Annotated in this window: 22 protein-coding genes and 1 tRNA gene; 18 read left to right on the forward strand and 5 right to left on the reverse strand. The window is 63.2% G+C overall.

Features of this window, described 5'->3' with window-relative positions; genetic code table 11:
• Positions 1–33: 33 nt before the first annotated feature.
• A complete protein-coding gene (locus PJL15_RS05055; protein ID WP_281450115.1) occupies positions 34–813 on the reverse strand; it encodes a TetR/AcrR family transcriptional regulator in 780 nt (259 codons plus the stop codon).
• Here PJL15_RS05055 and PJL15_RS05060 point away from each other — a divergent pair.
• The 3 genes from PJL15_RS05060 to PJL15_RS05070 are packed head-to-tail and all read left to right on the forward strand — an operon-like array spanning position 812 to position 4437.
• Positions 812–2164, forward strand: a complete 1353-nt coding sequence (locus tag PJL15_RS05060; protein ID WP_281450116.1) for an acetyl-CoA C-acetyltransferase — start codon at positions 812–814, stop codon at positions 2162–2164. The genes PJL15_RS05055 and PJL15_RS05060 overlap by 2 nt on opposite strands.
• 9 nt (positions 2165–2173) lie before the next feature.
• The gene (locus PJL15_RS05065) at positions 2174–3514 is read left to right on the forward strand and encodes a 3-oxoacyl-ACP reductase (protein WP_281450117.1); all 1341 of its coding nucleotides are present in this window, start codon (positions 2174–2176) and stop codon (positions 3512–3514) included.
• Entirely contained in the window at positions 3511–4437 is a 927-nt protein-coding gene (locus PJL15_RS05070; protein WP_281450118.1) for a MaoC/PaaZ C-terminal domain-containing protein, read from the forward strand. Before PJL15_RS05065 ends, PJL15_RS05070 begins: the two co-directional genes overlap by 4 nt.
• Before the next feature lie 175 nt (positions 4438–4612).
• Here the strand turns inward: PJL15_RS05070 and PJL15_RS05075 are convergent.
• A tRNA-Leu gene (locus PJL15_RS05075) sits at positions 4613–4695 on the reverse strand.
• 264 nt (positions 4696–4959) lie between these two features.
• Between PJL15_RS05075 and PJL15_RS05080 the strand changes: the two genes are divergently transcribed.
• Both PJL15_RS05080 and PJL15_RS05085 read left to right on the forward strand, forming a co-directional pair.
• Positions 4960–6264: a M20/M25/M40 family metallo-hydrolase gene (locus PJL15_RS05080; protein WP_281450119.1), complete on the forward strand. Its 1305-nt coding sequence runs from the start codon at positions 4960–4962 to the stop codon at positions 6262–6264.
• A 27-nt stretch (positions 6265–6291) separates the two neighbouring features.
• Complete coding sequence (locus tag PJL15_RS05085; RefSeq protein WP_281450120.1) at positions 6292–7452, forward strand: acyl-CoA dehydrogenase family protein; 1161 nt, start codon at positions 6292–6294, stop codon at positions 7450–7452.
• 27 nt (positions 7453–7479) lie between these two features.
• On the opposite strand, the gene PJL15_RS05090 is transcribed toward PJL15_RS05085, so the two are convergent.
• The gene (locus PJL15_RS05090) at positions 7480–7713 is read right to left on the reverse strand and encodes a DUF5703 family protein (protein WP_011774832.1); all 234 of its coding nucleotides are present in this window, start codon (positions 7711–7713) and stop codon (positions 7480–7482) included.
• 39 nt (positions 7714–7752) lie between these two features.
• On the opposite strand from PJL15_RS05090, the gene PJL15_RS05095 reads away from it, so the two are divergent.
• From PJL15_RS05095 to PJL15_RS05155, 13 genes are all read left to right on the forward strand, one after another.
• Positions 7753–8007 carry a hypothetical protein gene (locus PJL15_RS05095; RefSeq protein WP_281450121.1) on the forward strand — a complete coding sequence of 85 codons (255 nt, stop codon included), beginning with the start codon at positions 7753–7755 and terminating at the stop codon, positions 8005–8007.
• A gap of 304 nt (positions 8008–8311) precedes the next feature.
• Positions 8312–9988, forward strand: a complete 1677-nt coding sequence (locus PJL15_RS05100; protein WP_281450122.1) for a sugar transferase — start codon at positions 8312–8314, stop codon at positions 9986–9988.
• Between the two features lie 61 nt (positions 9989–10049).
• Positions 10050–11159 carry a Gfo/Idh/MocA family protein gene (locus PJL15_RS05105; protein ID WP_281450123.1) on the forward strand — a complete coding sequence of 370 codons (1110 nt, stop codon included), beginning with the start codon at positions 10050–10052 and terminating at the stop codon, positions 11157–11159.
• Positions 11156–12175: an NAD-dependent epimerase/dehydratase family protein gene (locus PJL15_RS05110; RefSeq protein WP_281450124.1), complete on the forward strand. Its 1020-nt coding sequence runs from the start codon at positions 11156–11158 to the stop codon at positions 12173–12175. Before PJL15_RS05105 ends, PJL15_RS05110 begins: the two co-directional genes overlap by 4 nt.
• On the forward strand, positions 12172–13338 hold the full coding sequence (locus PJL15_RS05115) for a DegT/DnrJ/EryC1/StrS family aminotransferase (RefSeq protein WP_281450125.1): 1167 nt from the start codon (positions 12172–12174) through the stop codon (positions 13336–13338). Before PJL15_RS05110 ends, PJL15_RS05115 begins: the two co-directional genes overlap by 4 nt.
• The gene (locus tag PJL15_RS05120) at positions 13335–13997 is read left to right on the forward strand and encodes an acetyltransferase (protein ID WP_281450126.1); all 663 of its coding nucleotides are present in this window, start codon (positions 13335–13337) and stop codon (positions 13995–13997) included. The genes PJL15_RS05115 and PJL15_RS05120 overlap by 4 nt, the downstream gene beginning before the upstream one ends.
• On the forward strand, positions 13994–15460 hold the full coding sequence (locus tag PJL15_RS05125) for an oligosaccharide flippase family protein (protein ID WP_281450127.1): 1467 nt from the start codon (positions 13994–13996) through the stop codon (positions 15458–15460). The genes PJL15_RS05120 and PJL15_RS05125 overlap by 4 nt, the downstream gene beginning before the upstream one ends.
• Positions 15457–16725, forward strand: a complete 1269-nt coding sequence (locus tag PJL15_RS05130) for a glycosyltransferase (RefSeq protein WP_281450128.1) — start codon at positions 15457–15459, stop codon at positions 16723–16725. The genes PJL15_RS05125 and PJL15_RS05130 overlap by 4 nt, the downstream gene beginning before the upstream one ends.
• Positions 16722–17891 (forward strand): glycosyltransferase, encoded by a 1170-nt coding sequence (locus PJL15_RS05135; protein WP_281450129.1) that lies wholly within the window; start codon positions 16722–16724, stop codon positions 17889–17891. Before PJL15_RS05130 ends, PJL15_RS05135 begins: the two co-directional genes overlap by 4 nt.
• Positions 17888–18616: a hypothetical protein gene (locus tag PJL15_RS05140; protein WP_281450130.1), complete on the forward strand. Its 729-nt coding sequence runs from the start codon at positions 17888–17890 to the stop codon at positions 18614–18616. Before PJL15_RS05135 ends, PJL15_RS05140 begins: the two co-directional genes overlap by 4 nt.
• 2 nt (positions 18617–18618) lie before the next feature.
• Positions 18619–19308 (forward strand): hypothetical protein, encoded by a 690-nt coding sequence (locus PJL15_RS05145; RefSeq protein ID WP_281450131.1) that lies wholly within the window; start codon positions 18619–18621, stop codon positions 19306–19308.
• Positions 19292–20632 (forward strand): O-antigen ligase family protein, encoded by a 1341-nt coding sequence (locus tag PJL15_RS05150; RefSeq protein WP_281450132.1) that lies wholly within the window; start codon positions 19292–19294, stop codon positions 20630–20632. Before PJL15_RS05145 ends, PJL15_RS05150 begins: the two co-directional genes overlap by 17 nt.
• 25 nt (positions 20633–20657) lie before the next feature.
• Positions 20658–21992 (forward strand): hypothetical protein, encoded by a 1335-nt coding sequence (locus PJL15_RS05155; protein ID WP_281450133.1) that lies wholly within the window; start codon positions 20658–20660, stop codon positions 21990–21992.
• Here the strand turns inward: PJL15_RS05155 and PJL15_RS05160 are convergent, their stop codons facing one another.
• Together PJL15_RS05160 and PJL15_RS05165 are read right to left on the reverse strand one after the other, a co-directional pair.
• On the reverse strand, positions 21993–22829 hold the full coding sequence (locus PJL15_RS05160; RefSeq protein WP_281450134.1) for a glycosyltransferase: 837 nt from the start codon (positions 22827–22829) through the stop codon (positions 21993–21995). It abuts the gene before it with no gap.
• Positions 22826–24748, reverse strand: a complete 1923-nt coding sequence (locus PJL15_RS05165; RefSeq protein WP_281450135.1) for a WecB/TagA/CpsF family glycosyltransferase — start codon at positions 24746–24748, stop codon at positions 22826–22828. Before PJL15_RS05165 ends, PJL15_RS05160 begins: the two co-directional genes overlap by 4 nt.
• Between the last annotated feature and the right edge of the window lie 104 nt (positions 24749–24852).

Genomic DNA, 24852 nt, shown 5'->3' on the forward strand with positions numbered 1-24852 from the left:
TGGTTCCGACAACTGATGAGTCATTTGCTGGTGTCATGTGGTGGCCTTGAGCCCAGGGGCGACGCCCAGGCACAGCCAGTCGGTAATCTGGGCCGCCATGGCCGCCTGGTCCGGTTTGCCGGCACCTGCGGGGCTTCCCAGCCACATCTCGCCGGCATTCCTGACCAAACCGATGGCTGCTGTTGGCCAGTACACGATCACCGCTTCCTTTTCCGCGCCCTCCTTCTCCACGCCGAGGTACTCACGCATTGGAGTGGCGATCATCTCCGTGATCTGTTCGAAAAAGTTGCCGAGGGCGCCTGAGGCCGCAATCGCGTCCTGCGCTGAGGCCTCGCCGGGCGTGAGCCGCGTGATGAAGGCATACACATTGGGGCTGGACTCGGCCATCTGCAGGTATGCGGACACCATGGCGTACAGCCCTTCGCGCGGTGTCTGGGCCAGTTGCGCAGCTTCCCTCATCCTGCGCTGCATTTGCCCCAGTACAACCTCGCCCATGGCTTGTTGAAGGCCGGCCTTGTCACCGAAGTAGCGGTAGAACACGGATTTGGACGTGCCGGCCGCTCCGGCGATGTCCTCCATGGAGGCATCACTTCCCAACCTGTGGACGGCTTTGCGTGCCGCCTTGATGAGTTCACGACGCCGTTCCTCACGGTGGGATTGCCATCTTGAGGCCCTGCCATCCACGGCAGAGGCGGCCTCGCCTGGGGGAGCCTGGGCGGCAGTGGGGAATTCCTGGTGGCGACTGTTCACGATACCCAGCGTATCAGGTACGCTGGGTATCAGTAACTGGCATTGATCGAAGGAGACAAGCATGGCTGCAGCAGACGTGACAACGGGTGGGAACCCGGATCGCGCTACAACACCCGAAGCAGTGCGCCGCGCCTACATCGTGGGCGGCAACCGCATCCCCTTCGCCCGCACCGGCGGAGCCTATGTAAAGTCCTCCAACCAGGACATGCTTACGGCAGCGCTGGAGGGGCTGATCGCCAGGTTCGGGCTGCAGGACGAACGAATCGGAGAGGTGGCCGCTGGAGCGGTCCTCAAGCACTCGCGGGATTTCAACCTCACCCGCGAGGCCGTGCTGGGCTCAGCATTGTCACCGGAAACCCCCGCCTACGACCTCCAGCAGGCCTGCGCGACCGGCCTGGAGACGGTGCTCGGTTTGTCGAACAAGATCAAGCTGGGGCAGATCGAGTCGGCCATCGCGGGCGGCGTGGATTCGGCATCGGATGCGCCCATCGCCGTCAGCGAGGGCCTCAGGGAAATCCTGCTGGACCTCAACCGCGCCAAGACTCCGGTGCAGAAGTTGAAGATCATCGGCCGCATCCGCCCAAAGGACCTGGCCCCTGATGCCCCCAATACCGGCGAACCCCGCACGGGATTGTCAATGGGTGAACACCAGGCCCTCACCACGGCCCAGTGGAAGATCAGCCGCGACGCCCAGGACGAGCTTGCCTTCAACAGCCATCGCAACCTGGCGGCCGCCTACGAACGGGGTTTCTTCGATGACCTGATAACCCCGTACCGCGGGCTCAGCCGGGACTCCAACCTGCGCGCGGACACAACCCTGGAGAAGCTTGCATCCCTCAAGCCTGTGTTTGGCAGGAACCTCGGGTCGGAGGCAACGATGACCGCGGGCAACTCCACGCCCCTGACCGATGGTGCTTCCACCGTCTTGCTGGCGACAGAAGAATGGGCAGACGAACACAAACTGCCCAAGCTCGCTACCGTCCTGGACGGCGAGGCGGCGGCCGTTGATTTTGTGCACGGCAAGGACGGACTCCTGATGGCTCCCGTGTTCGCTGTTCCCCGGCTGCTCGCCCGCCATGGCCTGACGTTCGAGGACATTGACTTCTTCGAAATCCATGAGGCCTTTGCAGGAACCGTATTGAGCACCCTGGCCGCCTGGGAGGACGAGGAATTCGGCCGGGACCGCCTTGGACTTGACGGCGCCTTGGGCAAAGTCGACCGCGCCAAGCTCAACGTCAATGGCTCCTCGCTGGCTGCGGGACATCCCTTTGCCGCCACCGGCGGGCGGATAGTGGCCTCCCTTGCCAAGATGCTGCACGAGAAGGGCACCGTGGACGGCCGTCCGGCACGAGGCCTCATCTCGGTATGCGCCGCAGGCGGCCAGGGTGTAGTCGCGATTCTGGAAGCAGCCTAGGGGAATTCAATGACAGACAAGTACACACAGATCGTGGGCCAGGGCCTCGGCAAAAACGTTGCCAGGAAACTGGGGCTGCCGCAGCCGGTGGAGCTGCGCCGCTACAAAGCAGGGGCGCCACTGGTGACCGGCCCGGTCCTGGTCAGCGGTGACAGCGCGGGCAGCGATGACATTGCCACCACCCTGCTTGGCTGGGGCCTTGATGTTCGGCGGAACGCGCTCCCCAAGGAAAAGCTGGGAGCCATTGTCATTGTGCTCGATGCCGTGCAGCACCCTGAAGACCTGGGCAAGACCGTCCTCACGGCAGCGTCCTCCCTGCGTGACCTGGCACCGAACGCCCGTGTCGTGACCATCTCCCGGACCCCCCAGTCCGCGCAATCACCCGCGTCGGCGGCAGCCCGCCAAGGCATTGACGGACTCCTGCGTTCGTTGGCAAAGGAGCTGCGCGCCGGAGCAACAGCCAACGGGATACTGCTCGACGACGACCTCGCGACAACCAGTCCGTCAGCGCTGGGCGCCCTGCGCTTCTTCCTTTCGGGACGCTCTGCCTACGTGGATGGACAGTTCCTGACTGTGACCTCGGCGTCGGGAATGCTGCCCACGGACTCTGACAAGCCGTTGGCCGGAAAAGTGGCGGTTGTTACCGGTGCTGCCCGGGGGATCGGCGCGGCGATCGCGCGCACCCTGCACCGCGACGGCGCAAAAGTGGTCCTGGTGGACATTCCAGCCGCCGGTGACCATCTCGCAGCTGTCGCCAATGAAGTCATGGGCACTGCGCTTCAACTCGACATCAGCCGCGACGATGCAGGGCACCGGATCATCGAACATGCCGTGGAGCGCCATGGCCGGCTGGACATCGTGGTGCACAACGCAGGCATCACCCGCGACAGGCTCCTGGCCAACATGGACGAGGGCAGATGGCAGTCTGTCATTGCGGTCAACATCGCCGCGCAACTCAGGATCAACGAAGCCCTCCTGGCGTCGGAACACTTCCGGGACTCTCCGCGCATCGTGTCGGTGGCTTCCACCAGCGGCATCGCCGGAAACAGGGGCCAAACCAACTACGGCGCATCCAAGGGCGGCGTCATCGGAATGGTCAGGTCCACAGCAGCACTGCTCGAGCCCTACGGGGGTACCATCAACGCCGTTGCCCCCGGTTTCATTGAAACCGAAATGACGGCAAAGATGCCTTTCGCCATTCGCGAAGCCGCCCGGCGCCTGAATTCGCTCAAGCAGGGTGGCCAGCCACAGGATGTGGCTGAAGCCATCGCGTTCCTCGCCAGTGACGCTGCAGGCGGCATCTCGGGGGGAGTGCTCCGGGTGTGCGGGCAACAGCTGGTGGGAGCATGAGCACTCCGCAACCGGTAGTTCTTGGGGAGCTGCCATCGCTGTCCCGGCTCTACGTCAACGCAGCAGCCACCGCGGCCCGTCGCCGCGTCCTGGGCGCAAATCCAGGCGGAACCAGGTTGCCTGCGGTCAGCCACGAAGTCCACAACGTCAGGGCCGACGTCGAAAACCTGACGGCGTACCAGCACTTGGTAGGGGAGACGGCCAGCGATACCCTCCCTGCGGGTTACGTCCATGCGCTGGCCTTTCCGGTGTCCATGAGCGTGATGAACCGTGACGACTTCCCCCTGCCGCTCCTTGGCATGATCCACCTCAGGAACCATGTGGAGCAGCGCACGCCCATCCATTTCAGTGAAGCGTTGGACATCAGGTCGTGGGCCGGGAACATGACCGGACATCGTGCAGGTACCCAGCTTGATATCACTGCCGAAGTCCGTTCCAACGCCAGCGGGGAACTGCTTTGGCTCGGCGTGTCCACGTACCTCGCCAAAGGCGTCTTCCTCCCTGGCATCGACAAAGCCGGGAGCGCATCCGGAGCTTCCGCGCCGGCGGATTTTTCCGCGCCGGATCCCACGGCCCTGTGGCAACTGGGACTCGAAATCGGACGGTCATATGCCACGGTCTCAGGTGACTTCAATCCGATCCACTTGAGCGTGTTGTCGGCAAAGGCACTGGGGCTTCGGGGGTCGATAGCCCATGGGATGTACCTCGCGTCCCGGGCGCTGGCAGACGTTGGGGCTGCGAAGTCGGAGGCCTTTACCTGGGACGTGGGCTTTGAAGCGCCCGTCTTCCTCCCGGCGCGCGTGGCCTTGGACATTGCCACGGTCCAGTCCGAATCAGGCACTTGGGAGCGCTCGGAGTACGTGGCCTGGAATCCACGCAGCGGCAGGCGCCATTTCCTGGGCGCTGTCTCAGCTTTGTCGTGATGAGTCGCTGACATGCGGCGCCCACCTGAAGGGGTGCCGCATGTTATCGACAAACAACGAAACAATAGTGAGCAAGCTTGCACCGGCGGATGTGGAAGCCGCAGAAGCCTCGAATGACAACAAATGACGGAAACAAACAAGGCCCGGAATCCGTAGATTCCAGGCCTTGGTTTTGTGCGCGGAGGGGGACTTGAACCCCCACCCCCTTTCGAGGACTAGCACCTCAAGCTAGCGCGTCTGCCATTCCGCCACCCGCGCAGGTGGTGTTCAGTGGACCAGTCAGCACCTTGCGGCGCTTCATATTCCTCCGAAGCAGCGAGAAAAACTCTAACACGGTTTCAAGTGCCTGAAAAATCGAGGGCGGGGCCGCAGACACCGACGGACCCCTGGGGGAGCTTCAGGTTGATGGGTTCCTGACCCGGGACGCAACTGGTGAGTAGGCTGAAGGTATACGGGACGGGCTGCAGCTGTTGCAGTGCGCGTCGCCCGAACCTGCAGCCCAGCTACGCAAGGAGAGTTTCCATGTCTGCCATCCGCCCGGAAGACGAAGTTGTCAGGATCTGCCAGGAGCTCATCCGCATCGATTCCTCAAACTTCGGTGACGACACCGGCCCCGGCGAACGTGCAGCTGCCGAATACACAGCCGGCCTGATCACCGAGGTGGGACTGGAAGCGGAGATCTTCGAATCAGCCCCCGGGCGGGCCAACGTCGTGACCCGCATGGCAGGGGAGGATCCCAGCGCTGACGCACTGGTGGTGCACGGGCACCTGGACGTCGTTCCTGCGCTGAAGGACCAGTGGAGCGTAGATCCTTTCAGCGGCGAGTTGAAGGACGGGCTGGTGTGGGGCCGGGGAGCCGTGGACATGAAGGACATGGACGCGATGATCCTCTCCGTCATGCGCGACTTCGCCCGGACGGGCCGCAAACCCAAGCGGGACATCATTTTTGCCTTCTTTGCCGACGAAGAAGCCGGCGGCACCTACGGCGCCCGGTACGCCGTCGAACATCGTCGCGAGTTGTTCGACGGCGCCACTGAAGCCATCTCCGAAGTCGGCGGCTTCTCCGCCACGATCGGCGGACAACGGACCTACCTGCTCCAGACCGCGGAAAAGGGCCTCTCCTGGCTGCGGCTGGTGGCGCACGGACGGGCAGGCCATGGCTCCCAAATCAACACCGACAACGCCGTTACCCGGCTGGCGGGCGCCGTCACCAGGATCGGTGAATACCAGTGGCCCGTGGAACTGACACCAACCACCCGGCAATTCCTCGACGGCGTCACTGAACTGACCGGCGTCGAGTTCGATGCCGACAACCCCGACATCCTCCTCAAGGAACTGGGCACGGTGGCGAGGTTTGTGGGAGCAACGTTGCAGAACACCTCCAACCCCACGCTGCTTCGTTCGGGCTACAAGCACAACGTCATCCCCGAGTCCGCCGAAGCCTTCGTGGACTGCCGCACCCTCCCGGGCCAGCAGGAGCTGGTGTTCGAGACCATCAAGCAACTTGCCGGCGAGGGCATCGAGATCAGCTACGTCAACAAGGACGTTTCCCTGGAGGTGCCCTTTGCCGGGAACCTGGTGGACTCAATGATCGATGCCCTCCACTCCGAGGACCCCGGAGCCAAGGTCCTTCCCTACACCCTCTCAGGCGGCACCGACAACAAGTCCCTGAGCAAGATCGGCATCACCGGCTACGGCTTTGCGCCGCTCATGCTGCCGGACGAGCTCGATTTCACCGGGATGTTCCACGGTGTCGATGAGCGGGTGCCGGCGGAGTCGCTGCAGTTCGGCGCCCGCGTACTGAACACCCTGCTGAGCAACTACTAAAGGCAACCACCACAAGGAGGCCCTGCCATGAGTCCCGAAGAAATCCTGCCCGACGCCCTGCTGGAACGCCTTCGCGGCCGCGCTGCCGGTTACGACCAGAACAACCAGTTCTTCCACGAGGACCTGGAAGAGCTGGCCGCTGCCGGGTACCTGAAGCTGTTCGTCCCGGAGCACGACGGCGGATGGGGACTCGGTCTCGAAGCGGTAGCTGCGTTGCAGCAACGACTCGCCACGGCGGCCCCGGCCACCGCGTTGGCGGTGAACATGCACCTGGTGTGGACCGGCGTCGCACGTGTCCTGGCAGCCAGGGGCGACGACTCACTGGACTTCGTCCTGAAAGAAGCAGGGAAGGGCGAAGTCTTTGCCTTCGGCATTTCCGAGGCCGGCAATGATTCCATGCTGTTCGATTCGGGCACGGTGGCCGAACCGTTGCCTGATGGTGGCTACCGGTTCACGGGCCGGAAGATCTTCACCAGCCTCTCGCGCGGGTGGACCAGGCTCGGGACTTTCGGCAAAGATACGGACGCCAGGGACGGCGAGGGCGAATTGGTTTTCGGCTTCCTCCACCGTGACGAACCCGGGCACGAGACCCTGAACGACTGGGACACCCTGGGCATGCGGGCCAGCGCTTCGAACACCACCTTGCTGCATGGCGCCGTCATCCCGGCGGAACGCATTTTCCGGAAGCTGCCGGTAGGCCCCAACAAGGACCTGCTGATTTTCGCCATCTTCGCGTGCTTTGAGACGTTGCTGGCCTCGGTTTATACGGGTGTTGCCGAGAGGGCCTTCACCCTGGCCGTGGCGAACGTGAAGCGTCGCGTCTCGGCAAAATACGGTGGGCGCAGCTACTCGCAGGATCCCGATATCCGCTGGAAGGTGGCCGATGCCGCTTTGGCCATGGATGGGATCTACCCGCAAATATCGTCCGTGGCACGCGACGTCGACACCCTGGTTGACCACGGCGCCCAGTGGTTCCCCAAACTTGTGGGGATCAAGTCCCGGGCCACAGAAAACGCCCGCCACGTGGTGGATCTGGCCATCCGGGTTACCGGGGGATCCAGCTACTTCCGTGGCTCGGAGATGGAGCGCCTGTACAGGGACGTCCTGGCGGGAATTTTCCATCCGTCCAACGACGAATCAGCGCACAACACTGTTGCCAGCGCCTGGCTTGGACCACTCGAGGGGTAGCTCAGAAGCCGCCGACCCTCTTATCGCCTAGACGGTACGTTGCACGGAGTAGACCTTGCGACGCAACCAGAAACGTCGTCCGCCGCCGAGGTAGAGAACGCTGCGCTCGAGTTCCCACTTGCCGTACTCCGAATGTTCGGCCAGCCGTCGGCGCGCGTCGGGCAGCGAATCGTCAGGGCCCACCGTCAGTACGAGGTATTCGTACTGACGTGCATAGTCTCGTTGGCGCTCCACGGAGCTGCCCGGAAATTGTTCTCTCATCCCTCTCCATTTTCGTCTTTTTCCGGCTAACGTGAAGTCATGAGCATCGATCCGCGTGTCGCGCTTCAATCATTGACCGCCGCCCTGGAAGAACATCTGGCAGCCGCATCAGCACGACGCGGTGAGGGTGATCCTACCGTCGAAGCCGCGTTCTTCGCCGTCGCTGACGCCTTCGAAGTTTACGAAGACGCCCTCTACGAGTCCTTCTCCGAGGTCACACCCCTCCAGGTGTTCGACGACGAGGATGAGGAGGAAGACGACGACGAAGAGGCGCTCAAAAGCGTGGACGATTGAACCGGTTTTGAAACAGACCCTGTTTTGAAACCAAACCAGCCTTGAACCGGCCGCCCCAGGGCGGCCGGTTTTTTGTGCCCATTTTCGCCTTCGTCCATTCCCGTACAGGCCCGGCTTCCCGGGCTTTTTCCTGTCCACCGGGCGCACGCGAACACGTAGTGCCACCATCGCCAGCTAGGTACTTGCACGTAGGACCCATGGGTAAGGCTGCGCAAACTTGAGTACCGACTACTGGTGCGCCCACCTGCGGCCAAAGCTTCACTGATACGTAGGCAATGGAAGGTCTGCGAAGAAGGCTGACAAAGTGAAAGTTCCAGTTGTGCGTTCAGGCAAGGCAGCGGCACCCAAGGGTGCAGGCCATGCCGTCGTGGGACCAGCCCTCCCAACGGACCATCTCATTGCCCACGTCAATCCGCCGGTGTCTCCCTGGATTGACAAGTCCGTTGCTGCACAACGGACAGAAAAGGCGGGACTGGCGGCGCCCAGGCCGGATGTCACCCTGGACCTCGTGCCGCCAGTCACCCACCGCCGCTCGCGCGTCCGGCCTCCACTCCGTAACCGGCTGGGCTGGACACGCTTCTTGACCACATGCCTGCGGGTCTCCGATACCGTCCTGGTTACGGCCGCGGTCTCGGCCGGCTATGCGCTCAATACCGGAGGGCTGCCCTTCACCGACGGAACCCTTGGGCCATCCCGGCAACTGACGTTGTGGGTCATCCTCGGAATGCTGTGGCTCGCCGCACTGGAGGTCTACCACACCAGGGATCCGAAAGTGCTTGGCGTCGGTCCGGAGGAATACAAGCGTGTGCTCTCAGCCAGCTTCCGCGTGTTCGGGTTCCTGGCGATCGTCGCGGTGGTATTCCAGGTGGAATCGATGGGCAATTACGTCCTGCTTTCCCTGCCCCTGGGCATCGTGGCCCTGACGGGAAGCCGGTGGGGATTCCGCAGGTGGCTGACCCACGAAAAGTCGCGCGGGCGTTGCCTGACCCGTGCCATCGTGGTGGGAGAACCCCAGGACGTCCGGTATGTGATCAAGCAGATCAACCGGAAATCGGGTGCCCCTTACGACATCCTCGGCGCATGCCTCCCGGGCGCCAGGCGAGGTGCGGTGCTGGTCGTCGACCAGGTCCGCGTCCCCGTCCTGTCGTCCATCTACGGAATAGCCCACACGGTGCGCCAGACCGGGGCAAACGCAGTCATCGTCGCCGGACCCGTACCCGGGGGCAACCAGTTCATCCAGGAACTTGGGTGGCGCTTGGAAGAAGACGCCGCCGAACTTGTTCTGGCCGCCACACTCACCAACGTGGCCGGCCCTCGCATTCATTGGCGCCCCGTGGAGGGCCTGCCACTGATGCACGTGGACATCCCGCACTACTCAGGTGGCAAGCACACCCTCAAGCGGTTGATGGATATCGCTGTTTCTTCCCTTGCGTTGATTGTCCTTACGCCGATCTTGCTGATCCTGGCCCTGATCGTCAGCGCAGACAGCCCAGGGCCTGTGCTCTACCGCCAGGAACGGATCGGCAAACGGGGCACCACGTTCCAGATGCTGAAATTCCGTTCCATGGTGGTTGATGCCGAAGCCCGCCTGGGCGAACTCGGCAACCAGGACGAGGGAGCCGGTGTCCTCTTCAAGATCCGCGGCGATCCCCGCGTCACGAACTGCGGCCGATGGATGCGCAAGTACTCCCTGGACGAACTGCCGCAGTTCTGGAATGTCCTGACGGGAAACATGAGCTTGGTGGGGCCACGCCCACCGCTGGCGCGGGAGGTCAATGGCTACGAACGCCATACGCACCGCCGGCTCCTGATCAAGCCCGGTATCACCGGGCTCTGGCAGATCAACGGACGCTCCGACCTTCCGTGGGATGAAGCGGTCCGGCTGGATCTCTACTACGTGGAGAACTGGTCCATCGCGGGCGACGTGATCATCATGTGGCGCACCTTCAAGGCCATGATCCGGCCGTCGGGAGCCTACTGACGACGGTACGTACTGCCAGGCACCTAGAACCCTTGCCAACAACACAGAATCCGAGTGGGAAATGAGCATAAGAACTGTTCCATCAGGACACCTCAACGGCAACGGCATGCGGCCCAAGCTGCGCATAGCAGTGGTGGGCGCAGGCTATTGGGGGCCAAACCTCGCACGCAACCTCAAAGCCAGCCCGGATTGGGAGCTTGTGGCCATCTGCGACCTGGATGTCGAGCGCGGCATGAAACTGGCCGAAAGCGTTGGCGGGGTGGCCGTCCTCGAGTCCTTGGACGAACTGCTGGATACCTACAACCTGGACGCCGTCGCCGTCGCGACTCCGGCGCATACGCATCACGGCGTAGTGATGACGGCGCTGCGCGCGGGCAAACACGTCCTGGTGGAAAAGCCGCTGGCCGACAGCCGCGCCAAAGGATTGGAGATGGTGGATGAAGCCAATGCCAGGGGACTGGTCCTCATGGCCGACCACACCTACTGCTTTACCCCGGCGGTCCTCAAGATCCAGGAACTGGTCTCCAGCGGCGCGCTCGGGGACATCCTGTACGTGGACTCAGTCCGCATCAACCTCGGTCTCGTCCAACCGGACGTCAACGTCTTCTGGGACCTTGCTCCCCACGACCTCTCCATCCTCGACTTCGTCCTGCCAGGCGGTTTGCACCCCACCGAGATTTCCGCCCATGGCGCGGACCCCCTTGGTACGGGCCGCGACTGCGTGGGACACCTGACCTTCGGCCTGCCCAACGACGCCATGGTCCACATCCACGTCAACTGGCTCAGCCCCACCAAAATCCGGCAAATGATCATTGGGGGGTCGAAGCGGACGCTCGTCTGGGACGACCTGAATCCGCAGCAACGCCTCAGCGTCTACGACCGCGGGGTCAGCCTGGAACACCAACCACGATCGGCCGCCGACAAGAAGACCTCGGCCATCTCCTACCGTCTGGGTGACACCTGGTCTCCGGCCCTCCAGGAACGCGAACCCCTGGGACAAGTAGTGGCCGAACTCGCAACGTCCATCCGGAACCACACCAGGCCGCGCACCAGCGGCGAGTCCGGGCTGAGGGTGCTGTCCGTACTGGAGGCCGTGACCCAAAGCCTGGGCACCGATGGGCGGTCCACCATCGTGGCCGGCAATGAGGCAAATCTCCAGGTCGTACGATGAAAAAGCTCCTGGGGGCCAATGTGCTGGTGACAGGAGGCGCCGGAACCATCGGCTCCACCCTGGTGGACCAACTGCTCGACGCCGGCGTGGCCCACGTGGATGTCCTGGACAACCTCGTGCGGGGCAGGCGCGCCAACCTGGACCAGGCCTTGGCCAGCGAACGCGTCCAGTTGGTCGATGGGGACCTGCGGGACCGGGACCTGGTCCATGACCTCACCCGCGGAAAGGACCTGGTGTTCCACCAGGCGGCCATCCGCATCACCCAATGCGCGGAAGAACCGCGACTTGCCCTGGAAGTACTGGTGGACGGCACCTTCAATGTCTACGAAGCCGCCGTGGAGCACAATGTGGGCAAACTTATTTCGGCCTCCAGTGCCTCCGTCTACGGTATGGCCGAACACTTTCCCACCAGGGAAAACCACCATCACCACAACAACGACACCTTCTACGGAGCCGCAAAATCGTTCAACGAAGGGATGGCCAGGAGTTTCCGGGCCATGTACGGCCTGGACTACGTGCTGTTGCGCTACTTCAACGTCTACGGCCCCCGCATGGACGTTCACGGACTCTACACAGAGGTGCTGGTGCGCTGGATGGAACGGATCGACGACGGCCTGCCGCCCATGATTTTCGGCAGCGGCCAGCAAACCATGGACTTCGTGCACACCCAGGACGTTGCCAGGGCCAACGTCCTGGCGGCCGGCAGCGAGGTGCGTGAAGGCGTCTACAACGTAGCCAGCGGTACCGAAACCAGCCTGGCTGCGCTGGCACAGACCCTGCTCGGGGTAATGGACTCGTCCTTGCACCTGGAACACGGCCCGGAACGGGCTGTCAACGGCGTGGCCCGGCGGCTGGCGGACGTCACGGCAGCACGTGAAGACCTCGGCTTCGAATCAGCCATCGGACTCGAAGACGGCCTGCGCACTCTGGTTTCCTGGTGGCGACCGCTCCGTGCCGAAATCGCCGCCTCCCGTCTGGTTGCCCGGCCTGGTGTTCCGGCAGCAGGTGCGCGATGACCATCTCGGAGACACGGCTGGGGCGCATCGACGTCATGAAACCCTGGCTGGGCGAAGAAGAAGCCCAGGCTGTAGCCGAAGTGATCGCCTCCGGGTGGGTGGCCCAGGGTCCAAAGGTCCGCCAGTTCGAGGAAGCATTCGCAGCCGGGCAATTGGTGGCTCACGCAGTCGCCACGTCCAGTTGTACCTCGGCCCTGCATCTGGCTCTCGCGGTTGCCGGCGTCGGCCCGGGTGATGACGTGGTGGTGCCGTCCTTCTCCTTCATTGCCACCGCGAACGCGGCTACCTACATGGGTGGGCGGCCGGTGTTCGCCGACGTCGACCTCCAGACCGGGTGCGTGACGGCAGACACCGTGGAAAAGGCCCTCACCCCAAACACCAAGGTCGTCATTGCGGTAGACCAAGGCGGGGTGCCGGTTGACCTTGAACCCATCCGGGCGCTGTGCGATCCGCGGGGGATCATCGTGGTCGAAGACGCTGCCTGTGCCATCGGTTCCCGCTACCGTGGCCGCCCGGTAGGTGCCGGCGCGGAACTGGCGGCCTGGTCCTTCCATCCCCGCAAAATCCTCACCACCGGAGAAGGCGGAATGCTCTCCACCCCACGCCAGGACTTCGCGGAGCGGGCACGGCGTCTCCGGGAGCACGCAATGAGCGTTTCAGCCGCGGACCGCCACGCCAGCATTCTTGCCCCGGCGGAAGAGTACCTCGAAGTCGGGTTCAACTACCGCATGACCGACCTTCAGGCCGCCGTCGGCCTTGTCCAGCTGGGACGGCTGCCCGAAGCCGTCCAGCGTCGGCGTGAACTGGCCGCCAACTACGCAAGCGCCTTTGCCGGCGTCGAAGGCCTCCGGCTGGTCAGCGACCCCGCTTACGGCACCGGAAACTTCCAATCCTGCTGGCTCGAAACCGGTCCTGCGTTCCCCCTCGGAAGGGACGGGCTGATGGCCCACCTCGCACAGGACGGCATCTCAGCGCGGCGAGGCATCATGGCAGCCCACCGTCAACCCGCCTACGCCGGCAAAGACTCCGGCAACGCCTCGCTGGAGGCCACCAACTGGCTGACCGACAACACCTTGATTCTTCCCCTTTACCACCAGCTGACCCTCCACGACCAAGTCCGCGTCATCGATTCGGTCCTACGCGCTGCCGGGCGCCCACAATGAGCGAACTTCTCCTCATTGCCGCCAGCGGCCTCGCCCGTGAAGTCCTGGCAATGGTCCGCAGCAGCGGGCCGTTCGACGTCATCGGGATCCTCGACGACGACGAGGACAAGCTCGGCAGGGTAGTGGACGGCGCGCACGTACTTGGCCCTATCCGCGACGCGCTCAAATTCCCCCACGCGTTGCTTTTGGTCTGCATCGGCAGCGGCAGTGGGCGCGAAGGCGTAGTGATGCGGCTCCGAAGCCTGGGGCTGGACGAAGAACGCTACGCCACGGCCATCGATCCTTCCGTCAACGTTCCGGAAGGCTGCATGATCGGCCGGGGGAGCATCATCCTGGCCCACGTCAGCATGACGGCGTCGGTAACCATCGGCAGGCACGTCGTCGCGATGCCCGGAGTCACGTTCACCCACGACGACGTCATCAGCGACTACGCAACATTCGCATCAGGGGTGTCACTGGGCGGGAACGTCCACATAGGCCGCGCGGCCTACATAGGGATGAACGCCAGTGTCCGCGAGCGCCGGACCATCGGTGCCAAGGCGACCATTGGCATGGGAGCGGCCGTCCTGAACGATGTTCCGGAGGACGAGACGTGGGCCGGTGTGCCGGCCCGCGTGATCAGGCGGGGCAATACTCCCGCACTGGAGGGGGCCCAGTGACGCTTCGGAGCGCGGTTACCCCACGACGGCGGCCAACACCGACCAGGGCGTTCGCCATCAGCGTCGTCAACGCCTTCATTACGAAGTTGGGGACCATCGGTATCGGCATCGCCTTGGCGCGCCTGCTCGGACCTGAGGAATTCGGGACCTACGCGGTGGCGTTCATAGCGCTCGTCGCTGTCCTGAGTTTCAACGAATTGGGCGTCAGCCTCGCCATCGTCCGCTGGCCCGGGGAACCGAAGGAGATTGCCGCTACCGTCACCACCATCTCCGTTGTCTGCAGTGTCCTCTTGTTCGGCCTGTCGTATGCGTTGGCGCCCCTTTTTACGGCGGCCATGGGCAATGAAGCTGCAACGGATGTGGTCAGGGCGTTGGCCTTGTGCATTGTGCTCAACGGCCTGGTGGCCACCCCGGCTGCCCTGCTGCAGCGGAACTTCCGCCAGGGACAGCGGATGATCATCGACCAAGTCAATGTGTGGCTGGGGGCGGGTGTCTCTTTGGTCCTGGTGATTGCGGGCATGGGGGCGATGAGCCTTGCCGTGGGGAGGGTCCTGGCGAGCGTGGTGGCGGCCATCCTGTTCCTCGTCTATTCGCCGCTGCCTTTCCGTTTCGGGTTCTCGCCAGTGTCGGCGAAACAGCTCCTGGTTTTCGGGCTGCCACTGGCCGGTGCCAGCGCGGTGGTCTTTGCCGTCGGTTACGTTGACCAGCTCATCGCGGGACGGCTGTTTGGCCCCGTGGTGCTCGGGTTCTACGTCATGGCATTCAACATGGCCGGATGGCCCTCAAGTTTGCTGTCGCAACCCCTGCGGAGTGTAGCGCCAGCCACCTTCGCCCGTCTCCAGGATCGGCCCGAAGACATGCGGGCGTCATTGCTGGCAATGATCGGAGCGGTTTCGGCCGTGGTCTTGCCAGTTTCTGCGGTGATGGTGGGATGCGCCATGCCACTTGTCACAGTTGTCTATGGGGACGCCTGGGCGCCCGCCGGCATAGCGCTCATGTGGTTGGCGCCCCTCACAGTGTTCCGCATCCTCCACGAGCTGCTTTATGACTACCTCGTGGTTCTTGGCTCCTCGCTCTCCATCTTGAATGTGCAAATCGTAGCCCTGGTCGCACTTATACCGGCACTGCTGGCCGGCGGCGCGCTCGCAGGGATGCCGGGCCTTGCTGCCGCTCCTGCGCTGGTAGCGCTGCTGGTGACCTCCCCGCTCTACCTTCGGGCCCTTCGGCATGCGAACGTACCGCTTCGGGCCCTGGGAAAACGCCTTGGCATACCCACCGCACTGGCAGTACTGACGGCAGTTACCTGTTACGGCCTGACGCAGTCCATCGCTGCCCCGCTTGGAAGCGTCCTCGCCTCAACGGGCGTGGGCGTTGCGGCCATGTTGGCCATCATGGCTCTTCGCAGGCAGGACCTTCGGGACGTTCGGGCCTGGGGCCGCGGACGGGAGGTGATGGCGTCATGAAGATCCTCGTCTACCCCCACGACCTCCGCATGGGTGGCAGCCAGCTCAATGCCATCGAACTCGGCGCCGCCGTAAAGGAACTTGGCCATGAAGTAGTCCTCTTTGGACAGCCGGGGCCCCTCGTCGCCAGGGGAACTGAGCTGGGGTTGGAGTTCATTCCTGCGCCTTTACCGGGGAAGCGTCCCTCGCCATGGGTCATTAACGCGTTGGCCCGCACGGTCCGCGAGCGCCGGATTGACATCGTCCATGGCTACGAGTGGCCGCCTGCCCTGGAGTGCCTGGCAGCGGCAAAGCTGGTTCGTGGCACTGCCGCGGCGGCGACGGTGATGTCCATGGCAGTGGCTCCCTTCATTCCCAAGTCGATGCCGTTGATGGTGGGCACTGAGCAGATCCGGCAGGCTGAATCGTCCCTCGGCCGCACGCGCGTCTACCTGATGGAACCCCCCGTGGACGTTCCCGCGAACACTGTGGTTGCCGACGTGGCGGGTTTCCGGGCGCGCTGGGGACTTCGGGACGACGTCTTCACCGTGGTTTGTGTGTCCCGGTTGGTGCAGGAACTCAAGCTCGAGGGCATCCTGTCGGCCATTGACGCCGTGGGCCGGCTCGCGGGGGAGTTCCCGGTGCGATTGGTGATCGCCGGGTCAGGCCCGGCCGAAGCCACGGTTGCAGCCCGCGCCCAACGTGTCAACGAGGTAGCGGGGGAAAGCACAGTCATTCTCACCGGGGAACTCTCTGACCCAAGGCCGGCCTACGCTGCTGCCGACGTCGTCCTGGGCATGGGTGGCTCTGCCCTCCGGGGACTCTCGTTCGCCAAGCCGCTCGTTGTCCAGGGTGAGAGGGGCTTCTGGGAACTTCTCACGCCGGACTCCCTGCCGGTGTTTCTGTGGCAGGGGTGGTACGGATCCGGCCCTGGCTCCACGGGCCCGGGAACCGTTGGGCTGGTGCCCGTTCTGAAGAAGCTCCTTGAGGACGGCGGACTGCGGAGCGAACTGGGCTCCTTCGGGCGCTCGGTGGTGGAAGACAGGTTCTCCCTCACTGCCGCCGCGCACCGCCAAGAGAGGTTGTATCAGCGCTTTATGGCCGAACGCAGCGGTTTACCGTTCGGGTTGCGGGCAGAGGCGAGCGCCCTTTCCCAGTACGCGAGCTACGTATTGCGTCGACGCTACCTGCGGCTGCGCGGCATGGAACCCTCAGAGGACTTCAATGCCCGCCCCGTCGCCGTCGACGCTGGAGCGTCGAGCCACCGTGCGGCGGTGAAGTCATGAACGGGACCATCGTCTACATCTCCGGTGGGCATTGGAACGGGGTGCCAGGCACGGACCGACTACTGGCTGAGGCTTTGAGCGCCCATGCAGAGGTCCTGTGGTTCGATCAACCAGTTTCCATCGCCAGGGACCCGGACTTACGTCGCAATACCATCCCGAGTCTTCAAGGAGTCGCGGAGAAGGTGGCCCCCAGCGTGGGCAGGGTGCGTCTGCCCGCACTGCCTGGCTTCAGTCGTCCCCTGATCCGCCGGACCACTGAGGCCATCGCCCGGTGGACTATTCAGTCGGCAGTGGGCAAGAACACACGTGGGCTGGTCGCTGTCGTCAACTCGTCCCCCTTGGTTCAGTTCCCACGAGGACTCACAGTTCCCCGGCTTCTGCATCTGACCGATGACTGGCTTGCCTCTGCCGAACTCATGGGCCTATCGCGCAGACATGTGGAACGGGTCCTCAGGTCCAACATCGCCGCTGCCGACATCATCACTGCCGTCTCGCCCACCCTGGCCCTGAAAATATCCGAATTCTCAAGCCGGAAGGTTGAAGTCATTCCCAACGGTTGCAGGGTCCTTGTCCCCATCGATCGCCAAGCAGTTCGCCAACCCATTGCCGTGTTGGTCGGCCAGCTTAATGAACGTTTGGACTTTGCCGCCCTCAGGGCCCTGGGTCGGACAGGTCTTCCTGTCGTCGTCCTGGGCCCCAGGACAGAGCGGGAGCCCTCTGCGCGCAAGAGCCTTGACGAATTCCTGTCCCAACCCAATGTCCAATGGCACGGCGAGGTGCCCCCTGCCGAGGTTGCCAGGGTACTGCGTATGGCTGCCGTTGGTCTGACGCCCTACACTAGTTCGGAATTCAACCGGTCGAGTTTCCCCCTCAAAACACTCGAATATCTTGCCGCCGGATTACCCGTAGTCTCCACCGACCTGCCAGCCACCCGATGGATTGATTCGGAATTCATAAAGACAGCCGCGACATCCCACGATTTTGTGGAGCTCGTGCGATCAGCCCTGCTGACACCTCCCACTGGTGAGCAGGGGCGTGACATTCAGGCCTCAGCACAAGGACACACCTGGGGCGCAAGGGCAGTAGAGCTGCTTTCCCTCTTGGGCGGGCATCAATCCACGGAGCCGGTCAGAGAACCCGCTCCCCGTCATATTGGGAGCACATGATGCAGTTACGTACCGTTCTATCGAGCGTCATGCGGCGCTGGTATGTGGTGGTTGCAGGCATTCTGATCACCGGACTGCTCTGCATGTCCGTCCAGATGAGTGCGCCCGAGAAATACAAAGCCCAGGCAAGCCTGGTGCTCATGCCTTCGGCCCAGAGCATTGGCGACGCGGGAAACCCATACCTGTACCTGGGTGGAATGGGCGAAGCCCTGGACATCCTGATCCGCAAAATTACCTCGCAGCCTGTGAAGGAACGGCTGCTGGGCAATTTCGGATCCGCAACCTACGTCGCAGAACCCGACCGGGGCACCAGCGGAGCCATCCTGGTCATCACAGCCACCGCAGACAGCCCCGAGGAGACAATGTCGCTCCTGAAGGCCGTAATGGATGAAACTCCGCGCTCCCTCAACGAGATGCAGGAGGCCCTCAACGTCGCAGTTCCCGCCAGGATCACCACCATGAGCCTCCTCGTGGACCGGCAAGCCGCCCCCGAGGTAAAGGCCCGCACACAGTTGGTCCTCATTGCGGGGGCCGGAGGGGTAGGGCTCACCCTTCTTCTGTCCGTCTTGTTGGATGGCTTGCTGGTCACAAGGGCCCGCAAGAAGGAAGCCTCCAGGCGAAACACTCCACCGGACGAGTCGGCCGGAAAGGACACTTCCCCCGCAGCAGAGCACCCTGATGATGAAATCCATGGCGTGCTTCCACTGACCTCCGGGTCAAGTTAGCCATGACCGCGTCAACCTTTCTGGGTATCCTGCTGCGCCGATGGTACGTGGTGGCTTTCGGGCTGGCCCTGGGGCTGGCTGCCCTTGGTGCGATACGTTCCTCCGAGCCCGTGTTTTGGACGGAAGCTGACGTCACATTCCTCGCGCCCGAACGCGAACCGGCTTACTGGATCTCCGGTGGCAGCGCCATGACCCTGACTGAATTCGCCGACATGGTCAAGCGCCGCGTCAATCAGGAAGCTCCTTCAGTGGATTTGTCCCTGACCCGGGGAACCCTTTACGGCGCCGGCGTCCAACAGGGGTTCTCAGTGACGCTTCCCGCCAACGGCGGGCAATGGAATAAGACCTTCAGCCAGCCAGTGCTCAAAGTACAGGTGGTGGACACCAGCGCCGAAAGAGTGAACCAAGTACTGGCGACCGTCCTTGATCGCATAAACGACGCAACAATACAGCTGCAAAACGAAGCCTCCGTGAAGGCCGACCGTATCTCCACCCAGACCACCCCATCCCAGGCAGAGGTTATTTTCGGCGGTGGAACCCCGGTGACCCGCTTGAAAGGGGCAGCGGTGTGGGCAGGGCTTTCATTCGCCCTCACATCCGTGGCAACTCTCTACGTTGATCGCGTAATGGTGCGCCGGAAGCGTCGCCGGACCGAACCAGTGGAGGGGGTCCTTGATGCATCCCGGGTATGAGAAGACCAATGTCCTGCGGGGCGTCAGCCCACTCGAAATGTCCGAGCGCAAGGACGTCTCGTGGTTTGTCATCGTCTACCTGTTCCTAACGTGCCTGATTCCCTCGAACCTGACAATCACTGCGTTGGGTTCCGTCGGCCGACCCACCACATTGTGCGGACTCATGGCCCTGGCATGGTGGTTGCTGTACCAACTGCAAAGGACCACTCCAACGCACGCAGGTTCCCAACCGGTGCGAACCGGCATGGTGATCTTCCTGGCGGCAGGCTTGACCAGCTACTCCCTGGCCATGCTTCATGGCCTGCCCGATGCGGAGGCCAGCCCTGCAGACAGCGGGCTCATCAGATTGGCCAGTTGGGCAGGCATCCTGCTGCTTATCAATGATGGTCTTGCCAGTCGCCAAACCTTGATCAAAGTGCTGAGGGGCCTGGTCATTGTTGGGACCGTGACCGCCGTCCTGGGACTACTGCAATTTGCCACCGGATCATCCCTCGTCGACTGGATCAGCTTTCCGGGATTCAGCGCCGCGTCGGAACTGACGGGAGTGCAGTCCAGGGCCGGCTACGTCAGGGCCGCCGGAATGGCCAGCCACCCCTTGGAGTACGGTGTGGTGCTCGCCGCTTCGCTGCCGATCGCCATCGCGGTCGCAGTCACGGACCGGGGCCGGAACTGGCTGCTGCGGTGGCTGCCGGTGACGGCAATTTCATCGGCGGCCGTTCTGTCAGTGTCGCGCTCGGCCTTGATGGCTTTCGGCGTAGCTGTCCTTGCCCTGATACCGTCCTGGCCCAGGAAAGTTCGGCGTGGTGCGCTGCTGCTGGGCGTCGTGGCAGCCGTCGCCATGTACCTGTTGACACCCGGGATGCTGGGCACCCTGCGCGGCTTATTCACGGTAGGGACAGCAGACCCAAGCATCAATTCCAGGACCAGCGCCTACGCAACAGCTTTCGGAATGCTGGCAAACAACCCCGTGGTGGGACGTGGATTCGGGACGTTCCTTCCGGATTACGTCATCGTCGACAACCAATTCCTGGGCATCCTCGTGGAACTCGGGTTTGTGGGTTTGGCTGCATTCGTAATGTTGATTCTTTGCGGCATCGCCAGTGCCTGGCGCGCACGCAAGCGGGCGGTCGACGACCAGATGCGGCAACTCAGTCAGGCGGTCCTGGCCTCGATAGCTGCCATTGCCGTGACGTTCGCATTCTTCGACGGGTTCTCTTTCCCCATGGCCGCCAGCCTCTTCTTCTTCATGCTCGGAACCGCTGGCGCCCTGTGGCGCTTGGCCCGCGAACCCCAATCCTTCGAGGCGCAACGAATAAACCACTAGAAGGCCGGCCAGGAAAGCGGTAACCATGAAGCGGAACATCGCCGCAATGTTGGGCGTTCTCGCATTGTTCTGCCTCCTGGCAGCCGCTGCGGTCATCAGTGGCACGAAGACTCCTGGCCCGGTAGCGGGGCCGGCACCAGGCAGCCCAACGCCCCGCAGCACGTCGACCCACCCACCAGGAATGGAATTGCGCAACGTCGATGGTGGCGTTGGCTTTTACTCCCGGTTCACCAATCCCTTACCCTCGGAAGCGCACTTCTTCCCAATCGGTGTCTGGTTCGAAAGCGCCTTGGAAAAGGACTATGTGGCAAAGGACTTGGCCGCGGGACTAAACACCTATGTTGTCTTGACCCCGGATTCGGACCTCGACCTGGTCCGCACGTCAGGAATGTACGCGATTCCAACATACGCAGCAGCCAAGGCTTCAGGCTATGCGTTGGGTGATGAAGTAGATATGTGGGGTGGAGCAGGAGACTCCCAGTGGACCGGCAATCATCCAGGGCAAGGCCCGATCTGCAGTCCGGAAGAATCCAAATGCGGCTACACGGTCCAGGACCAACTCCGCGCTGCGGCACCGCCAGGAATCATGACCTACGCCAACTACGGCAAAGGGGTGACCTTCTGGCTCTCCGACGAACAGTCGCGGACTTTCGTCACCGAAAAACAAGATGTGGTCTCCGCAGACAACTATTGGTTCACGGACCCCAACATCTGCACCCAAACAGAAGGCGGAGCACTTGTCGGGGGTGCCAACGACCTTACCGAAGACCAATGCAGGTTGGCAGCCAACTACGGATGGACTGTTGAGCGCATCCGGAAACTCACGGATGGCAAAGCTCCCGTCTGGGCCTTCGTGGAGGTCGGACACCCATTTGCCGACGGGCCGCAGGCCACCACCATCAGCGCACCGGAAATACGCGCAGCAGTCTGGAGCAGCCTCATTCACGGAGCACGCGGGATCATCTACTTCAACCATAGTTTCGGCGGAGATTGTGTGACCCAGCATGTGCTGCGTGATTGTCCCGGCGAAGTACGCCCCGCAGTGACCGCCGTCAACCAACAAATCACAAGCCTGGCCCCTGTCCTCAACGCACCCTTCCTCGACGGCGCCACGACAGCCTCTGGACCCGTTGACCACGCCACCAAGCTCTACGACAGCGGGGTCTACGTCTTCGCTGGAGCAAACAAGAGCACCGGCGGAACGGCAACCTTCACCCTCAAATGCGGCGGCAGCACCGCCGTCGTCATCGATGAAAACCGGACCATTCCCATAGTGGACGGAACTTTCACGGACAGCTTCGCCGACGGGAATGCGGTCCACCTGTACAGCATCGAAGGTGGTGGAAGCTGCGGATACTGACTAACGGCTACTGTCGTCCCGCTCCCAAACGGTCACCATCCCGCGCGAGGACAAAGGACGACGGCGGCCCGCACCCGCGAATGCGACGTAGACGGCTGCATCGAACAGGCTTAACGGACCCCGGACGGAGGCAAACAACTCACGCACGGTCCGCGCAGTGGAACCGCCCCCTGACACGCCATCCTGCTGGGCATTGCCCCGATACGTGCGCCTCAGAACAGACAGCAACGCCGCGCACGTCCGGGGGGTCCGGACAACCACAGGCTCAGTAGCCAGCACCGCCTTCTCCCGGGGAGAAAAGAGCCGGTCCACGTAGTAGTCATCGCCGGTAAGGGCAGGAAACGTCCCAAGCCGCTCATGACCCGAATAGCTCAAGGCATACGCTCCCGCGCCCCAAAGCCCCAGGGCATTGCCTGGTATGCGCGAACGTGCCCGGTAGTAGGCCCTGACCAGAGCGGAAGCACCCTCGGTGTCATACCTGAATGCGGGACGGGCAGCCAACAACCTATTGCCTTCCAGCGCCTCAAAGACCGCACGCAATGCAGGGGCAGTAACCTCAATGTCGGCGTCAAGATAAAGGCGCGGCCACCGCTGGGTGGCCTGGTCTGCAGCGTTCAAAGCCGCCGTCTTGGACGCCTCGACCACTTCAACGACGTGGACGCCTTTGCACCGGGACGCAATGGCAACCGTACCGTCAACACACCCGTTGCAGGCCACAACAACGTCAACAGTGCCCCACTCGATGACCTCCCGCAGCGCCTCCAACGTCCGGCTAATAACACCGGCCTCATTATGAGCCGGAATAATGACGGCACCGGAGGGGTGCAACGCGGTCATGGCGTCGTGGTCCGCGTGGCATGGGGAAGTGCCTCCCAACGGCGTTGGTTGAGCACTGCCAACGCCGCGTCCCGGTGCCCGGGTTTGTTGAGTCGGGCAACCTCCGCGGCCAGGACGGCGCTCCGGAAAGCCAAGGCACGGCCCGGCCGAAAATACTTGGCTGCATAGCGGACCCGGTTGACCGACATCAAAGCGGCCAACTGGGGTGAAGTCCCGGAGCCACCGCCTTCATGCCACATCCGGGCGGCCGGCTCAAACCAGACGGAGAAACCGGCCTCCCTGACACGGTGGCAATAGTCCGTTTCTTCGGAATACAGAAAGAACTGTTCGTCCCAGGCACCCACCGCCCTCGCCGCCTCCGAGCTGATCAGCAACGCCGCACCAGTCGCCCAATCAACCCGATGCCCGTGCAGGTAGCTCTCCGGGTCAAAGTCCATCTCAGACAACCATGCCGGCCGCGCCTTCACGTAACTGCCCAACGCCGCGTCACCCAGCGCTCGCAGCACGCCCGGCTCGCGGCGCAGCGACGGGTAGACGCCCCCTTCATCGTCCAACAACACCGGTACCACCATGCCGGAGCCGCTCTCCCTCATGCGTTTGATCATGGCGGCAACTGCACCACGTTCCACGCGCAGGTCCGGGTTCAGGACAAGGTAGCTTGCCGCCTCCCCGGCGACCGAGACTGCGGCGTTGATGCCACCTGCATAGCCGAGGTTGCCCCCGGTTCGCAGCGCCGTGACGTCGGGGTGGCCCAGGAGCTCAATGAACGTCCTTTCGTCGGGCGAGTTGTCAGCCACTACCACTTTGATCGAAAGGGTTGCAGCTTCTTCCCTCAGGCCGGCGATCAGGGGCCCGACGTCGTCAGCGTTGTTGTAGGTAACAACGACGACGGCGACGTCTGCCTTGTCGGTCGTAGGCAGGAATGATCCCGGAGCCCGGCTGGGCACGGGCTTCGGGACGGACTGCGTGCTGATGGGTAACGGGCGTTCCGGGACAATGCCGAAGGCCGCGTCCCGGCTGCTCGCCATCCGCAATTTCATATACGCTTCAGGCCCCTCCACAAGGTAGCGGCGTGCCAACCTGCGAGGCTCGAGCATGAGGCGCCAAGCCCATTCGAGGCCATGCGAACTGGCCCACACGGGTGCGCGCCGGATATTTCCGGCCAGGAAATCCACCACGGCACCGAATGCCAGGAGGACCTTGGCGCCCGTCAGGTGACCGTACTCGGCGATCCACAGTTCCTGGCGGGGTTTTCCCAAACCAACCACAAGGATGTCCGGGGCTGCTTCCCTTATCTTTCCGGCGAGTTCGCGGGAAGCAGCTGCGTCACCCAAAGTCGCCCTGGCAGGAGCCCACCATCCCGCCACTCCAAGCTCAGGCCGTTCTGCTGCGAGTTTTCCCGCGATCAGTTCCTGGGCTTTTTCTGAACCTCCGAGGAATCCGACGCGTAATCCCTGACGCGCGGCCCCTTCCAGGATGGGGTTGATGAGGTCGCTACCGGCGAGCCTGGGCCATTTTTCCGAAGTAAGGCGGCGGGCTTCCGTAGCCAGGGGTGCACCGTCGATCAAAGTCAGCCATTCAACCGGCCCGGGCGGATCCAACGTGCCTATCCAGCGGCTTCCAACGCCAAAATGCCGCACGTGGTCCAAATTGGCGGAGCAGACACCGAGGGGTGGCGCATCGGGCGAGCTTGCTCGATCCAGGATCTCCCTGAGCGCGCCCTCGGCTTCCATAAGCTTTACCGGGACCCCACCCAGACTCACCCATGGCGTGGCGGACCGGGCCGCCCCTTGATCGCCAGCGCTTCGAGGCGGCGGCTGGAGATGGAGACCACCAGCGGCCACACCGCCGCGCGGGAAAACCTGGGGGACTACCCGGCGGAGCAGGTCTCCGGTGGGCGTGACTTTCGGTAGCAGCATTCTCGGCTCCAACTCAAGGCATAACCACGTAGCCGACGATCCAAGGCCGCTGCACTGCCTGGATCGTCGGTGGCGGACCTGTGCCGCCAAATCAACATGTTTAC

Origin of the sequence: Paenarthrobacter nitroguajacolicus (assembly GCF_029952445.1) — a bacterium.
GTDB lineage: Bacteria > Actinomycetota > Actinomycetes > Actinomycetales > Micrococcaceae > Arthrobacter > Arthrobacter nitroguajacolicus_B.

What these genes read in the sequence shown, in the direction of transcription:
- PJL15_RS05135 (WP_281450129.1), top strand. Translation starts at nt 16,722, where the DNA reads ATGAACGGGACCATCGTCTACATCTCCGGTGGGCATTGGAACGGGGTG.
- PJL15_RS05160 (WP_281450134.1), bottom strand. Translation starts at nt 22,829, where the DNA reads ATGACCGCGTTGCACCCCTCCGGTGCCGTCATTATTCCGGCTCATAAT.
- PJL15_RS05070 (WP_281450118.1), top strand. Translation starts at nt 3,511, where the DNA reads ATGAGCACTCCGCAACCGGTAGTTCTTGGGGAGCTGCCATCGCTGTCC.
- PJL15_RS05140 (WP_281450130.1), top strand. Translation starts at nt 17,888, where the DNA reads ATGATGCAGTTACGTACCGTTCTATCGAGCGTCATGCGGCGCTGGTAT.
- PJL15_RS05120 (WP_281450126.1), top strand. Translation starts at nt 13,335, where the DNA reads ATGAGCGAACTTCTCCTCATTGCCGCCAGCGGCCTCGCCCGTGAAGTC.
- PJL15_RS05080 (WP_281450119.1), top strand. Translation starts at nt 4,960, where the DNA reads ATGTCTGCCATCCGCCCGGAAGACGAAGTTGTCAGGATCTGCCAGGAG.
- PJL15_RS05055 (WP_281450115.1), bottom strand. Translation starts at nt 813, where the DNA reads ATGCTTGTCTCCTTCGATCAATGCCAGTTACTGATACCCAGCGTACCT.
- PJL15_RS05150 (WP_281450132.1), top strand. Translation starts at nt 19,292, where the DNA reads ATGCATCCCGGGTATGAGAAGACCAATGTCCTGCGGGGCGTCAGCCCA.
- PJL15_RS05105 (WP_281450123.1), top strand. Translation starts at nt 10,050, where the DNA reads ATGAGCATAAGAACTGTTCCATCAGGACACCTCAACGGCAACGGCATG.
- PJL15_RS05060 (WP_281450116.1), top strand. Translation starts at nt 812, where the DNA reads ATGGCTGCAGCAGACGTGACAACGGGTGGGAACCCGGATCGCGCTACA.
- PJL15_RS05155 (WP_281450133.1), top strand. Translation starts at nt 20,658, where the DNA reads ATGAAGCGGAACATCGCCGCAATGTTGGGCGTTCTCGCATTGTTCTGC.
- PJL15_RS05145 (WP_281450131.1), top strand. Translation starts at nt 18,619, where the DNA reads ATGACCGCGTCAACCTTTCTGGGTATCCTGCTGCGCCGATGGTACGTG.
- PJL15_RS05095 (WP_281450121.1), top strand. Translation starts at nt 7,753, where the DNA reads ATGAGCATCGATCCGCGTGTCGCGCTTCAATCATTGACCGCCGCCCTG.
- PJL15_RS05110 (WP_281450124.1), top strand. Translation starts at nt 11,156, where the DNA reads ATGAAAAAGCTCCTGGGGGCCAATGTGCTGGTGACAGGAGGCGCCGGA.
- PJL15_RS05085 (WP_281450120.1), top strand. Translation starts at nt 6,292, where the DNA reads ATGAGTCCCGAAGAAATCCTGCCCGACGCCCTGCTGGAACGCCTTCGC.
- PJL15_RS05065 (WP_281450117.1), top strand. Translation starts at nt 2,174, where the DNA reads ATGACAGACAAGTACACACAGATCGTGGGCCAGGGCCTCGGCAAAAAC.
- PJL15_RS05130 (WP_281450128.1), top strand. Translation starts at nt 15,457, where the DNA reads ATGAAGATCCTCGTCTACCCCCACGACCTCCGCATGGGTGGCAGCCAG.
- PJL15_RS05090 (WP_011774832.1), bottom strand. Translation starts at nt 7,713, where the DNA reads ATGAGAGAACAATTTCCGGGCAGCTCCGTGGAGCGCCAACGAGACTAT.
- PJL15_RS05115 (WP_281450125.1), top strand. Translation starts at nt 12,172, where the DNA reads ATGACCATCTCGGAGACACGGCTGGGGCGCATCGACGTCATGAAACCC.
- PJL15_RS05165 (WP_281450135.1), bottom strand. Translation starts at nt 24,748, where the DNA reads ATGCTGCTACCGAAAGTCACGCCCACCGGAGACCTGCTCCGCCGGGTA.